At 25.2% G+C, this 13,601-nt stretch carries 15 protein-coding genes; 3 read left to right on the top strand and 12 right to left on the bottom strand.

Translation table 11 applies throughout. The annotated features are described in order from the left end of the window. Positions 1-225: 225 nt before the first annotated feature. From JOC62_RS02190 to JOC62_RS02155, 8 genes are all read right to left on the bottom strand, one after another. Positions 226-654: a MarR family winged helix-turn-helix transcriptional regulator gene (locus JOC62_RS02190; RefSeq protein WP_243424985.1), complete on the bottom strand. Its 429-nt coding sequence runs from the start codon at positions 652-654 to the stop codon at positions 226-228. Between the two features lie 63 nt (positions 655-717). Next, positions 718-2,139, bottom strand: coding sequence for an MFS transporter (locus JOC62_RS02185; RefSeq protein ID WP_204593513.1), 1,422 nt, complete (start codon positions 2,137-2,139; stop codon positions 718-720). 279 nt (positions 2,140-2,418) lie between these two features. Next, complete coding sequence (locus JOC62_RS02180) at positions 2,419-2,673, bottom strand: hypothetical protein (protein ID WP_204593512.1); 255 nt, start codon at positions 2,671-2,673, stop codon at positions 2,419-2,421. A gap of 14 nt (positions 2,674-2,687) precedes the next feature. After that, the gene (locus tag JOC62_RS02175) at positions 2,688-3,254 is read right to left on the bottom strand and encodes a hypothetical protein (RefSeq protein ID WP_204593511.1); all 567 of its coding nucleotides are present in this window, start codon (positions 3,252-3,254) and stop codon (positions 2,688-2,690) included. Between the two features lie 238 nt (positions 3,255-3,492). After that, positions 3,493-3,804, bottom strand: a complete 312-nt coding sequence (locus JOC62_RS02170; protein ID WP_204593510.1) for a nucleoside triphosphate pyrophosphohydrolase — start codon at positions 3,802-3,804, stop codon at positions 3,493-3,495. After that, entirely contained in the window at positions 3,791-4,972 is a 1,182-nt protein-coding gene (locus JOC62_RS02165; protein ID WP_243424984.1) for an HNH endonuclease domain-containing protein, read from the bottom strand. Before JOC62_RS02165 ends, JOC62_RS02170 begins: the two co-directional genes overlap by 14 nt. A gap of 175 nt (positions 4,973-5,147) precedes the next feature. Next, entirely contained in the window at positions 5,148-5,399 is a 252-nt protein-coding gene (locus JOC62_RS02160; protein ID WP_204593509.1) for a hypothetical protein, read from the bottom strand. A 16-nt stretch (positions 5,400-5,415) separates the two neighbouring features. Next, positions 5,416-6,021 carry a hypothetical protein gene (locus tag JOC62_RS02155; RefSeq protein ID WP_204593508.1) on the bottom strand — a complete coding sequence of 202 codons (606 nt, stop codon included), beginning with the start codon at positions 6,019-6,021 and terminating at the stop codon, positions 5,416-5,418. A gap of 323 nt (positions 6,022-6,344) precedes the next feature. Between JOC62_RS02155 and JOC62_RS02150 the strand changes: the two genes are divergently transcribed. Next, positions 6,345-7,274, top strand: coding sequence for an aminoglycoside phosphotransferase family protein (locus JOC62_RS02150; protein ID WP_341534783.1), 930 nt, complete (start codon positions 6,345-6,347; stop codon positions 7,272-7,274). Positions 7,275-7,371: 97 nt separating this feature from the next. Here the strand turns inward: JOC62_RS02150 and JOC62_RS02145 are convergent, their stop codons facing one another. Continuing rightward, the gene (locus JOC62_RS02145; RefSeq protein ID WP_204593507.1) at positions 7,372-7,596 is read right to left on the bottom strand and encodes a hypothetical protein; all 225 of its coding nucleotides are present in this window, start codon (positions 7,594-7,596) and stop codon (positions 7,372-7,374) included. Between the two features lie 375 nt (positions 7,597-7,971). Here JOC62_RS02145 and JOC62_RS02140 point away from each other — a divergent pair, with 375 nt between their 5' ends. Further along, the gene (locus JOC62_RS02140) at positions 7,972-8,304 is read left to right on the top strand and encodes a hypothetical protein (RefSeq protein WP_204593506.1); all 333 of its coding nucleotides are present in this window, start codon (positions 7,972-7,974) and stop codon (positions 8,302-8,304) included. 91 nt (positions 8,305-8,395) lie between these two features. Here the strand turns inward: JOC62_RS02140 and JOC62_RS02135 are convergent, their stop codons facing one another. Next, a complete protein-coding gene (locus JOC62_RS02135) occupies positions 8,396-8,623 on the bottom strand; it encodes a hypothetical protein (RefSeq protein ID WP_204593505.1) in 228 nt (75 codons plus the stop codon). Positions 8,624-9,157: 534 nt separating this feature from the next. Next, complete coding sequence (locus JOC62_RS02130) at positions 9,158-10,693, bottom strand: thiol-activated cytolysin family protein (RefSeq protein WP_243424983.1); 1,536 nt, start codon at positions 10,691-10,693, stop codon at positions 9,158-9,160. Positions 10,694-11,282: 589 nt separating this feature from the next. On the opposite strand from JOC62_RS02130, the gene JOC62_RS02125 reads away from it, so the two are divergent. Further along, a complete protein-coding gene (locus tag JOC62_RS02125) occupies positions 11,283-11,933 on the top strand; it encodes a glycosyltransferase (RefSeq protein WP_204593504.1) in 651 nt (216 codons plus the stop codon). 335 nt (positions 11,934-12,268) lie between these two features. Here the strand turns inward: JOC62_RS02125 and JOC62_RS02120 are convergent, their stop codons facing one another. Next, positions 12,269-13,594, bottom strand: coding sequence for an MATE family efflux transporter (locus tag JOC62_RS02120; protein ID WP_204593503.1), 1,326 nt, complete (start codon positions 13,592-13,594; stop codon positions 12,269-12,271). Positions 13,595-13,601: the final 7 nt, after the last annotated feature.

The following is a 13,601-nucleotide window of genomic DNA, read 5'->3' as shown; positions in this document are numbered from 1 at the left end:
CAAACTTAGTATAGTCCTTAGAGTACACTTTAAGTCAATAAATTATTTACTATTTAATTTATAGTTTAAAGTTTATTAAAATCTAAAGCTTTATCCACCTACTAATATTATTGAAATTAAAAAGATTTCCTTTATATAAAAGCACTTCCTAATTAATTATTTCATTTAAGTAATTCTATATATAAAATAAAGAAGCCTCATAAAAAAATGATGCTTCTTTATTATCTATAACTTAGTAGCTTCTAATGAATTAATACAAATCTTTTTAGTTAACTTTAATAAACATTCTTTTTCTTCTTTAGAAAAATTACTTAATAAAAAGTTTTTCCAATCATTTATTATCTTATTGATCTTTGGATAGACTTCTAAAGCTTTGTCTGTAGGATAAAGATTATATGTTCTTTTATCATCTTTCTTTGCTACCTTTTCTATAAATCCAAGCTTTTCTAACTGACATAAAGCTCTTGTAATATTACTAGGATTTAAATGAATTATATCTATTAATTTATCCTGTGTTATTCCAGGATTTTCATAAATTTTTAGTATATAAAAGTGCTGGCTACTATTTAACCCTATATCTTTTAACTTCTTATCTAGATATATTTTATTATGTCTATCAGTAATTGAAATCCATTTAAGTAAATCATCCATCATTTGTGCCTCCATAATTAGATTCAACCTAACTTTAATGATAAGATAAACTCACAATAAAATCTACTATTTTTTGAATAATCTGTATGCAGAAACTACACATGCAATAAGACATAATGCAAATGAAACTGCAAAAGCTATATGCATTCCATAGACAAATAACATCGGCTGATTATCTATATAAGTTATTATTTTATAACCTGCCTTATGGCTCATTCCAAGATAAAGAATTGTAGTTGATAATGATATACCAATAATCATCCCTAAGTTTCTTGCAAGAGAATTTAAACTTCCAGCTATCCCTAACTTATTAGGTTTCACAGAGGACATTATTATTGAATTATTTGGTGATTGGAATAATGCAACACCAACTCCATTCATAGTTGTAACTGCAACTAAATAAATAACTGATGTACTTTGATCTATAAACATATATAAAAATTGAGTTATTGTAACTAATACTAATCCTATAAATGTTAATATCTCCGATCCCATTCTATCTGATAAACTTCCACTTATAGGTGCAACAATCATCATTGCAATTGGAACAGACATTAATATAAATCCTGATACAATAGATGAATATCCTAAAGTCTTTTGAAGATAAAATGGCATTAAAACATTAAAGAATAAGATTGCTGAAAATATTAAAAGTGCGCAGAATAACCCCATTGAAAATTCAAAATTTTCAAATATTTTCATATCTATTAATGGTTCATCAATCCTATTCTCAATTCTTATGAATACAATTAATGAAATTATAAATATTATAAATAAAGTTATTACTGTAGGAGTCATAAATCCTGTTTGTTGACCCATAAATATCGCTACAAATAATGAAACTATACTAATATCAAATAAAATAAACCCTTTATAATCTATCTTTATCTTAACTTTATCTTTATCTTCTTTAGGAAATACAAAGTATCCTAAAATTATAGCTACTATTCCTATTGGGATATTTATTAGAAATATATAATGCCATGAATAACTTTCGATTATAAATCCACCTATTCCCGGCCCCGCAATACTACCTAAAGATACAAAGCTTCCAAGAATTCCAAGTCCTTTCCCTCTCATTTCTCTTGGAAAATACTCAGTTATAATTCCAAAGTTTGTTGCCATAGTCATACTAGCTCCAATAGCTTGAACTGCTCTTGATACTAAAAGAAAAGTTAAACTAGTACTTATACCACATAGAAGTGATCCTATTACAAATATAACTGTCCCTATCTGGAAAACTTTAATTTTTCCTTTTGTATCACTTATTCTTCCGAAAAATATTAAAAGCATACATATTACAACTATATATAAAGAAACTATCCATTCAGCCTGATTCATGTTAATTGATAAATCTTGTGACATTACCGGCATTGCTATATTTACAATACTTCCATCTAATGTAGACATAAATGTAAATAAACAAGTTGCAATTAACATAAGCCAAATATTATACTTTTGTTCTGATTTACTATTATCTTTTGTCATTTGTAATCCTCCCTTTTTTTATTTTGTACAAATTTAAGTTATTTATCATATAACTCAATATATTTGCGCTCGCAATTTTATTGGCAAAAAACAAATCTTTGCGTTCGCAAATATAGTCTAATGTAAACTATATTAATAGTCAATGTAAATATTCGGTAAGATATAATCTATACTTATTATGAAATCATTATAAAATTAAAAGGAGTGCAATTGTTGCAACTCCTTTTATATCTGTTTTATTTAATTTTATATTATGTAAGATTTCATTATTATTTACTACTATTTACTATTTTCATCTATGTATTTTTTTATATCCTCTATTTGTGCATTTGTAGATTTTATATTATCATCTATAGAATTTAATTCTTCACTTTTTGCTTTTAAAGTCTCTTCTTGACTTATGTATGTCTTTTCTAATTCTTCTTTTGTCTTATTATTCTTTGAAGTAAAAGCTGTACATCCTAATATAAAAAATATTACTCCTAATATAATTGTACCTTTATTATATTTTATAAATTTAAAAATTTTATTCATCTAATATACCTCCATTAATAACATTTTGAACAAGGTGTTAAACCTTCTGCCTGTGCTTCACTTAATGTTATTTCAGTAGCCTGCGCTGAATGCGTGTTACCACAATGACTTGTGCTATGATATTTTTTACCTGTTTTTGTTCTCCAAACCATAGTTCCAACTTGTTTGTTATCTGAGGATTTAGTGTTGTCAGCACTCCTACTATTTGAAGAAGGCGCTACACTTTTAGCTGCTTCTGCCTCTTGCTTTTTCTTTGCAGCCTCTGCTTCTGCTTGCTCTTTCTTTTCTTTTTCTTCTTGTTCTTTTGCAAGCTTTTCTTCTTTAGCCTTGTCTATATCATCTTTTTTAGTTTGATATTCTGAAAGATTATTTTTTAGTTTATCTAAATCTTTTTTATCAGACTCTAATGATACATTCTTTTGTGATATTTGAGCTGCTATTTCTGTGTTCTTTGCTTGCATATCGCTTATTTCTTGATCTGGAACATTGCCTGCAAAAGCAATTCCCCCTCCAATTAAAAAGCATGCTATACAAGAAATTAATATTTTCTTCTTGCTTGATATAAATGACTTTATATTCAATTTTATCCCCCCTTGTTTATATAAGGAAATTATATCATGTATAATGGAAGTATTTTTTATTTTTAATAAACCAATTATTCTGAAATTTTTATTTGTTTTATGAAACTTTATATATAATAATATTTTTCTAAATTTTCTTATACATTTTAGATATTTCTTATAAAAATCACTTTATTTTTTATAAGTTATTAATTTAACAATTTTATTTAATAAATAGAGTAATAGATTATAAAATCTATTACTCTATTACTTTTTTAAGTATTATTCCTTTTTTAAAGCTACCTCTAAGTGATTTCTTTTCTTCTCTTTTATTTAGAAGTTCTTCATCTGAGTATCCTAAATTGTCTGCAAGTGCAAATAATACTTCCATAATATCTGCAAGTTCCTCTAAATTCTTATCTTCTAAATATTCATTTACTTCTTCATTTAATTTCTTTTCTAGGTATTCTTCTTTTTCCTTGCCAATCACTATTTTTATATTACATTTCTTGCCCGACTCTTCTACTATCTTTGGTATATTATCTCTTACTAATTTGTTATATTCTTTCAATATTTTCTACCACCTCAATATTTTTATGATTAATAAAATTATTTTCCCATATATTAAATCCTTGATTATAAGCAATTTGGTATAAAGGCTTAATTGTTTGCTCTATAGAACTTATAAAAATTTCTTTTTTAATTGGTTCATATAATCTAGTATCTTTATTAAAGCTTATATCTAAATTTATATTATTATAATCTTCAAGTATTTTTCTTCCCTTTTCATTCTTCCTCATAAAATCAAAAGACTTAAATTGAAGTTCACAAAAATCATTAAAATATCTATCTAAATCAGGTAAATTGTCACTTTTCTTACTATTTATATTTTTAAATGTAGGTATTAAATTCCAAAGTTCATCATGTAATACAAAGCTCCAAGGAATAAAATGATCTATACTCATTACACCATATTTTTCATAATTCTCTTTATTCATTATTTGACCAGTATATATATCTTTTACCCCTATCTCTTTATTTACAAACTTCCAGTAATCAGTTGATGCTTTAAGATTTCTATGCATTGGGGCTTCTAATTTAAATGCTATAGCCGGAACATTTGGATTTCTTTTTTGCAAGAAAAATATCAGCTTGTACCTTATCCATCCATAAATTATTCTTTCATTACTTTCTATATATTTATCCCATAAATCATTTACTATTATCCTTTTTTCACTTGGATCTGTTATATCTATTTTATAAAGCGAACCTTGATCTTCATTCGATAAATTAATAATTTTTCTATTTTTCTGACTTTTATCTAAGCCTTTTAATTGGTTTTCATAAAAAGGTGATAATAGTCTATATGGAACCATATTACATAGGTTTAATATATCTTTTTCTACTTCTTTATCAGTTTTATTCTCTAAAAACTCAATTAAATCTTCTTCTTTGGGATTTTTATTTATCTCATATCTATTCTTTATCTTATTTATCACTTCTCCTAAATTATCATGTACTCCAAAACTTAGCTTAAATTCAACTAATGGATACCAAGCTGTAGCTATCATTCTACAAGCTAATCTTTTGAATGTTATCTCTTTATTTCCTACTCTTATTTCTTTTAATATTGCATCAAACCAGAATAATTTATATGATGCTACCGTTACTTTTTCATCTAGTAACTTTTCTAACTTATTTATTCTTAAATTATTATCGTATGGTAATTTGATTTCCATTTATCTACCCCTATTTTTATTTATATGTTTATTTTACCATTTTACTTTATCTATAATCTATATCTTAGATGTATTCCCATATTATTAATTAACTTATTCTTATTAAATTCCATAAAAATAAAGCATCATTTCTGATGCTTTTATATGTTTTAATTATTTAGTATTGTATAAAAATTTATTTATTACTTTCTATATATACTTGTAAATCTTCTAATTTATTATTTATATCTTCTATTTTATTATCTATAGAAGATATTTCTGTTTCCTTTTCTTTAAGCATAGCTTCTTTGCTTGTATATTCATTCTCTAATTCTAATTTAATTGAATTATTTTCTGATGCTCCAGCACCAATTCCCATAAATAAGAAAATTCCTGAAATAACTATAACTATTATATTACCTTTTATAAAATTTAATGATTTCTTCATTTAAATTAATCCCCCATTAATAACATTTTGAACAAGGTCCAAGCCCTTTAGCTTCTGCATCTGACTGTGATATTTGAGATGCATTTGATGAATTTGTATTTCCGCAATTATTTGTTCTATGATATTTTTTTCCCGTTGCAGTCTTCCATACCATAGCTCCAATAGGCTTAGTTACTGAATTATTATTCTTATTCCCACTACCATTTGATGGCTTTTTATTAGAAGGCTGATTATTTTTAGCTTCATTATCTTTAGCTATTTGTTTTTCTTTAGCTAGCTTTTCTTCTTCTTTCTCTGCCTTTTCTTTTGCTAATCTCTCAGCATTTTCTTGCTCTTCTTGCTCTTTAGCCAACTTCTCTTGCTCTGCTTTTTCTATTTCATCTTTTTTATTTTCTAACTCAGACGTTGTACTTTGTAGTTTAGCAAGTTCTTCTCTCTTAGATTCTAATAAAGAATCCTTTTGAGAAACTTGTTCTACAATTTCTGAATGTCTAGCTTTAAAAGTACTAATTTCTTCATCTGAAGCATTAGTTGAAGTTGACATGGCTGTTCCAATTAAGAAACAAGCAATACAAGATATAATTGTTTTTTTCTTTTTCAATAAAAATGGCTTTATGTTCATTCTATTCCCTCCTCATTTTTTCTAGGAGATTATACCATATTTTTACTGGAATTTATTTAATTTAATCCCTTTAATATACACCTTAAAATAACATTTTGTTTAAAAAACTTATATTCTGAAAATTAAATATAATAAAATAAGTATATTGTTTAACAAAATATACCTATTTTAGACATTTTATTAATAATTTATTAAATTTTATATTGTAATAAATCTCATATGTATCTCCCATAATACTTAATTTAATGTACTTAATAACATTCCATAATTAACTATTGTATAATTATTCTATAATATAAATCTTTATTAGGTGGTGATTTAAAGTGTATAAAGAATTAATGGATATTCCAGATTATAAATATTGGACTCTTATCAAAAAAATAGATAAAGGTTGGTCAACAGATATAAAATATTACATAGAAGATTGTAATAAAAATAAATTACTCCTTAGACTTTCAGATATTAGTGTGCTAAATCCTAAAAAGAAAGAGTTTGAAATAATAAAAAAATACAATTCTTTATCTTTTGAAATGTCAAAAGTAATTTCTTTTGGGATATGTAATAGTAAACAAAATATTTATATGCTCTTAACTTGGGTTGAAGGGGAATCCTTAATAACTGCTCTTCCAAAACTTTCTGAAAAGGCACAATATAGACTTGGCTTAGAAGCTGGAAATATTCTAAAAGAAATACACTCTATACCTATAAGAAAATCTGATATGCCTGTAGAAAATAGACAAGAACAAAAAGTAAAAAAACTAATTAAATATGAAAATAGTTCTGTTCGTATTGATAATGATCAAGAAGTATTACACTTCATTAAGAAAAATATAAAGAAATTAAATTCCTTACCTCCCGTATATACTCATGGCGACTTTCATGTTGGTAATTTAATTCTTACTCCTAATAATAATATAGGTGTAATTGACTTTAATAGATGGAAATGTGGAGATGGCTATGAAGAGTTTTATAAAATTCAATTCTTTGATATTGAAGTAAGTATTCCATTTGCAATAGGTCAAATTGATGGATATTTTAATAATGATCCTCCACTTAAGTTTTGGGACATATTATCTGTTTATGTTGCGCACTCTTCACTTACTGCAATAAATTGGGCTGAAGCATTTGGAGAAGATGAAATTAATGGAATGAAATTACGATGTATTAATGCTTTTAAAGACTTCAATAATTTTAAAAATATTATTCCAAACTGGTACAAAGATAATTATAAAAAATATAGAACTATAATATAAATATATAAAAAAGAACTATTAGTGGTAATCTAATAGTTCTTATACTTTCTATAATACTTTCAAAGTTTCTTTTAAAAACATTATGCAAAGCACTTAATTATTTTCTAGCTTTCATATCTGATTCTAGTTCTTTTGCAAATTCTTTTTCCATAGAAGCTTCTTCTTTTGCTTCTCTATCTAATTCTTGAGTTATTTTCTTTCCAAGAACATTAGCTTCTTTTTGATCTTCTTTATAAACTTTGCTATTTTCATTTACGACCTTAAGATCTTCTTCAGCTTTATTTCTTATTTCTTCTTTTAATTCTTCAACTTTTTTACTCATAATAAAACCCTCCTAAATAGAAATTCAAATAGATTTCTAATATTTTTTATAATCATATTATAACAAGATTATTGGAGAAAAAAATATCTTTGAATTAAGTTTAATTGAAACTATAATAAATCTTTACAAAGTGATATATTTATTCATTTATAAACAAATTTATTATACTTTACTAATTCTTAATAAAAGTTTTCTCATCTATCTTATAATAAATTGCTTCTACATAATATCTTCTATTACAAGTTTTATATCTTATTTTAATTTATACTATATATTCTTTTATACTTGCTAAACTTATACCAATTTTAATTGCTTTAGAAATTCAATTAACATATAATGTAATTAAAGTATATTTTATCATAAAGGAGATTAATTATGAAAAAAATAATTTCTATAGCTCTACCAAGCCTACTTATACTTTCATTAATATTCATTGATCAATTAAATCCATTTTCAAAATATATCTTAGTTGGATTATATCTTATATTCCCAATTGCATTTATCATTCAAGGTATACTTTGTAAAACTTCAAAAAATGATTTTATAGTAGGATTAGTACTATCTTCTATATCTATAATACTACCAAGCTATCTACTCTATAACATGGGTGGTGTAATGCCATTTACAATAGTATATATAATAATTGGAACTTTATCCTTTTACTTGTCAAACAAGGTAAAAGGAAAATCTATACTTAAAAGTAACTAATAAATAAAAGGTTTAGAATCTAAAAATATAAATTCTAAACCTTTTATTATGTTTTTATAAACAATAAATATCATGTGTAAAATACTTTATATTACTCTTTTTTCTCTTCATTATTTCTAATACAAAGTAGAACACCAACAGTAATAATAGATATATTACAGCTTATCTCTGTAACCCAGCTATAGAAAAAAATACTAAATACTGTACTAAGTAAATATCCTATCATCGGACTTAAAAGTATAATAAAATATCCCATCCAATCAATCTTTAGTATATATTTAAAACTATCTAAAATACTTTTCCATGAAAGCCTATCCATCCTTCTCCCCCTAAATCCCTTAATATTAATTATAACCCATATATATTTTACTATATTTTCTATAAACCTCCATTAAAAATATTAATTATATTTTAAAAACCTTTATTTTAACATTCTTACTATGATAATAGCTCATCCCTAATTATTTTTCTAACTTTCCATTTAGTTCTACGGGTTCATCATGATATTCTTTATATTCACTACTTAATATTTTCATATTAGGTATAAAAATATTATAGTATCCACTGCTACTTAAATTTTCTATTCCTTTCCCTTTATCAATTAAATACTAAAATTAATTTATATAATTTAAACATTAAAATCCGATACTTATTAACGTAGATAAATACATACAAAATCTAAACTTAACTGAAATTAATAAAAAAGGCCTAGAAGTTATAAATCTATATCTTCTAAGCCTTTTATTTCACTTTAAATATTTATTTTTAAGCATCAATGTTATTTGCTTTTATAACTCAATCATTAATATTTATTTTTAATATTAATTTTAGTACCCAAGATTAAATATTTTATTTAAATATCTACTTCTACACTCTTTTTTGGGTATAATGTTGTACCCCAAATTGAAAAAGTGCTTTGTTTTGTTAAAGGAACATTCTTTTGATCAAATACAGTTCTCCACCATTCCCAAGCAAGACCTGTACACTCTTCTGCTTTAACTCTTATATTTCTTGCATTCCCATCTAGTGGGATTTCGGTATAGAAATGAGCTGTTCTATCATATCCATTTCCATCCCAAGCCTTATGCTTTAAAACTTCATTTCCATCTTTGTCATAAGAAACTTCATCCCAAGTAACATAGAATCTCGCTACATAGGCTCCACTATGATCTAAAGATATTTTTCCACTTGAATATTCTGTAGATGTAGTTTCTACATAATCAGTCTTATTATTAATTGAAGCTATAGCATTATCCTTTAAAAATACGCTTGTGTATGATATTGGATATCCAGGATTTTTAGCACTCATTTCAGCGTTAGACTTTATAACATTTCTGATTTCGTTAAAATCAGTAGTTATGATTTTGTTATGTTCTTTTGAGTCTCCACCTAATACTACTGCTGTAAATGAGCTTTGATTAAGTATATCTTTGTATTCTGAATTGCTTTCAATATTTCCCTTTTGTAACAATGCTTTAAAAGCAGCTTTTACATCTTTACTTTTTGATGTTGATTCTAACTTTACAAAAATAGTTCTTCCATAAGAAACATTTGATACTAGTGCAGGTGGATTTTCATTATTTATACCTTTTGCTTGTAAATCCTTAAAGGTAACACTTTCATCAAATAAATCTGATGGCTTTTCAGGTAAATCAATACTTGCTGTATAGAATATTTGCTTGTATGCAGCAACCATAACATTTTTTTGACCTTTAGATATTGCATTAAAATCTATTCCAAGTGAAGTTCCAACTGCTTTAGAATTAACTTTAAGTGCCGTTGAGAGTTGTGATTCACTGTATACCATTGACTCTGAATATTGTGTTCTTGATGGTAATGTATGTGTTTGGGAATATTTAGAATTCCACTTAGATACTAGAGTATCTATCGCTGCTGATACATTAGAGTATGTAGGATTTTCTACTACAGCTTTATTTTCGCTTCCCATCCCCGGTAAATCTACACTCACAGTTAGAGGTCTTCTTTTAGCTATTATTATGTCTGGTCTATTTTCTACAAGTGATCTATTAGCAAGCTGTATTGCTCCTGGATAAGTTCTATCAGTTACAGCATCAATTAGGGAAATATCTGCTGTTCTTGATGAGATATTCTTTTTCTCATGGTTAACTACTATAAATTTTCCTGACTCTCTTTTTCCTTGAGTTGGAACAAAGCTTTCTATTTGATCTCCATTTGCTGATAATATTTCATTACGATTATAAGTTAAATTATAAATTCCATTATTGATAGCATCACTATTAACTTGTCCCAAATCACTATTTTGTGCATTTTTATTCAATTCACTACCATAAGTAACTTGAATTGGTTGAATGATAAAACAACTGATTATCATTATGTAAAGTAATAAGTGCCTTAATATTTTTTTCATTTGTGTGTCCCCCTTTTTGTTTTCAAATTTTATTAATATTTTTAATTTTATATTAATAAATTGGTTAATTAATTATACTAAGGAAATATATTCTTAATCAATGTTTAAAATAAAATTTTAAATTTTATTCATAAGTGCCTAGTAGTATATACTTTAAACACTTTTTTATATTAAAAGTTTCATCTTGTATATTTATTCACAAATCAACATTACAAGCCCTTATCAACCATCTCAAAATTCATATTTATTCACCAAATCTGCATATAAACATTATGTTTTATTACTTCATTCAAATTATCTATTTTAATAAATACTCATCTCAATTTATATGAATATTTTATTAATAGAATTCATTTTTACTTATATTTTTTCATAAAAATTTTTCCTTCTATTTTTTCTATATATTAAATTTATTTTGATTTAACTTATTCTAATAAAATATATATGTATACAAAAGTAAATGCCTATAAAGATTTGTAGCCAATTACTCTTATAATTTTTAATTCAATAAACTCAATATTTTAGTATACATAGCTACTGCTTTGAACAAACTAAGATAGACTTTTAACAATTAAAGGAGTAATTAATAATGAAAAAAATCATAAAAAATTCCCTATTGCTATTATTTTTATTTAATTTAGTTTTTGTCCCAATAAAAGCTATGACTATAGAAAATACATCCTATAAAGATGAATCTTACAGTAAGGCTTCCTGTGACTTAAAAATGGCTGAGAGAAAGCTTTGGATAGACCATGTCTTATGGACTAGAAGCTTTATTTTAAGTGATTTAGCTTCACTTGAAGATAAGGAACCTGTGTTAGAAAGACTTCTTAAAAATCAAGATGATATCGGTAATTCAATCAAACCTTATTATGGTAAAGAAGCTGGAGATAAGTTCGCTGCTCTATTAAGAGATCATATAAAACTTGCCGGACAAGTTGTTGATGCTGCTAAAAGTGGAAAGAAGAGAGACTTAGAAAAGTATAATAAACTATGGTATGAAAATGCAGATGAAATAGCTAATTTTTTAAGTTCTGCTAATCCTAAATATTCAAATAAAGTTTTAAAAGATATGTTATATAGACACTTACAACTTGTCACAGAGCAAGCTGTAAATAGATTAAATAAGGATTGGAAGAAAGATATTGAAGCATTTGATGAAGGTGAAGATCATATGATTAAATTTGCTGATATAATTGCTGAAGGTATCATTAGACAATTCCCTCAAAAATTTAAATAATAATTATAAGTTTATTTTTATATAGATGTTTTTAATATTGTGCCCTATAAATATAGCAAAAAATAAGAAAGCTACTTTAAGTAACTTTTTTATTTAATTTAAATATATATTTTATTAATCTATTGAAAATACCCTGACAAATTTTATACTCTGCATCTGCATTTTTATTAATTTTTAATGTTTTATACCCAGGAGCCATAGTATCCATTTAATTTTTTATTTTGTAATGAATCTAATAACTTTTTAGCTTGTCTATATTCTTTTTTATTTATTAATTTTTAATCTTTGTCTATACTATCGTTGTCTATAATTAATATAGTTATTATTTTAATCCTTTATAATTTTAAATTTTTATATCTTCTATAAAAAGCTACAGATAGAAGCATATAGTTTAATAACATACCAATATACACTCCATATAACCTAAGACTTAATACTTTAGTAAATAAAAATATAAAAATCATCCCTATAGAATTAATTATTATTGATGATATAAATACCCAATTTACATCACCACACCCTTGAAGACTATACTTATATACAGTTAAAGGAATATATAAAATATTTATAATAAAAGCTAAAGTCATATATTCAATAGAACTTTTAATTAATTGTTGATCATCTGTTATTAAATATGGTATATAATTTTTTAGCATTAAAAATATTATTGATAAACTTAAATAAAATATCATAGAAAGTAACAAACATCTTCTAGATGTTACCTTAATAAGTCTAATATTTTTAGCGCTTAAATTCTCTGCTATTATTGTAAGTGAAGCCTGAGAGTATGCATATATTGGCATAGATGCAATGCCTACTATTGATAAAAGTAAGTTATATACTGAAACTTCTAAAACTCCTATTCGTGATAAAATTGAATTTACTCCTATAATAAGTATTGTCGATTCAAGTATTTCTTCTCCCATTATTGGCATAGATAACTTTATAGTATCCTTTAAATTTTCAATTAAATTTAAAATTTTTATAACTTCATCTTTCCTTATAGCAATTACATATACTACAACATTTAAAACAAGAGCCAGTATTGATCCAATTGCATTGCCCTTAATTCCAAGCCTTGGAAAGCCTAGTTTTCCAAATATAAGTATGTAGTCAAATAATACATTAGCTACTGATGCTATCACATTTCCATATAGTATATACTTTGTCCTATTCATAATTTTAAAGTAAGAGGAAAAAGTAAAAAGTATCATATTTAATCCAATAGATAGACTAAATATATTAAAGTATTCAACAGCTTGAACTAAAGTTTCTCCTTTAAGACCATATAAATTTTCAATTAAAGAATATCCAAACTTTAAAGTTCCAAGGAAGAATATCAATCCAACTATAGTACTTATAAATATATTAAGCATAAAGTTACTTTTTAATTTATCATAATCATTTTCACCCTTACATCTTGAACCAATTATATTAAATCCTACGGAAATAGAACCTAATACTCCTGTTATACTATTTACAGTAGTTGATATAATACCTACTGAAGCAAATCCTAGTAAGGATACTCTTCCAATCATTGCTTCATCACATATACTAATAATCATTGCTGAAAATTTATTTAGCATTAAAGGTATTGCTATATTATTTATCTTTTTATATTCTATATTACTAAAAGTACTTATTAAATTTTTTATTATCATTTAAACC

It is taken from the genome of Clostridium sardiniense, from assembly GCF_016907995.1.
In the GTDB taxonomy this organism is placed as follows: Bacteria; Bacillota; Clostridia; order Clostridiales; family Clostridiaceae; genus Clostridium; species Clostridium sardiniense.
Note: the sequence above shows the minus strand (reverse complement) of the source record. Positions and strands in the feature narration are given on the sequence as shown.

What these genes read in the sequence shown, in the direction of transcription:
- JOC62_RS02145 (WP_204593507.1), bottom strand. Translation starts at nt 7,596, where the DNA reads ATGAGTAAAAAAGTTGAAGAATTAAAAGAAGAAATAAGAAATAAAGCT.
- JOC62_RS02185 (WP_204593513.1), bottom strand. Translation starts at nt 2,139, where the DNA reads ATGACAAAAGATAATAGTAAATCAGAACAAAAGTATAATATTTGGCTT.
- JOC62_RS02120 (WP_204593503.1), bottom strand. Translation starts at nt 13,594, where the DNA reads ATGATAATAAAAAATTTAATAAGTACTTTTAGTAATATAGAATATAAA.
- JOC62_RS02130 (WP_243424983.1), bottom strand. Translation starts at nt 10,693, where the DNA reads ATGAAAAAAATATTAAGGCACTTATTACTTTACATAATGATAATCAGT.
- JOC62_RS02160 (WP_204593509.1), bottom strand. Translation starts at nt 5,399, where the DNA reads ATGAAGAAATCATTAAATTTTATAAAAGGTAATATAATAGTTATAGTT.
- JOC62_RS02155 (WP_204593508.1), bottom strand. Translation starts at nt 6,021, where the DNA reads ATGAACATAAAGCCATTTTTATTGAAAAAGAAAAAAACAATTATATCT.
- JOC62_RS02125 (WP_204593504.1), top strand. Translation starts at nt 11,283, where the DNA reads ATGAAAAAAATCATAAAAAATTCCCTATTGCTATTATTTTTATTTAAT.
- JOC62_RS02140 (WP_204593506.1), top strand. Translation starts at nt 7,972, where the DNA reads ATGAAAAAAATAATTTCTATAGCTCTACCAAGCCTACTTATACTTTCA.
- JOC62_RS02180 (WP_204593512.1), bottom strand. Translation starts at nt 2,673, where the DNA reads ATGAATAAAATTTTTAAATTTATAAAATATAATAAAGGTACAATTATA.
- JOC62_RS02165 (WP_243424984.1), bottom strand. Translation starts at nt 4,972, where the DNA reads ATGGAAATCAAATTACCATACGATAATAATTTAAGAATAAATAAGTTA.
- JOC62_RS02135 (WP_204593505.1), bottom strand. Translation starts at nt 8,623, where the DNA reads ATGGATAGGCTTTCATGGAAAAGTATTTTAGATAGTTTTAAATATATA.
- JOC62_RS02190 (WP_243424985.1), bottom strand. Translation starts at nt 654, where the DNA reads ATGATGGATGATTTACTTAAATGGATTTCAATTACTGATAGACATAAT.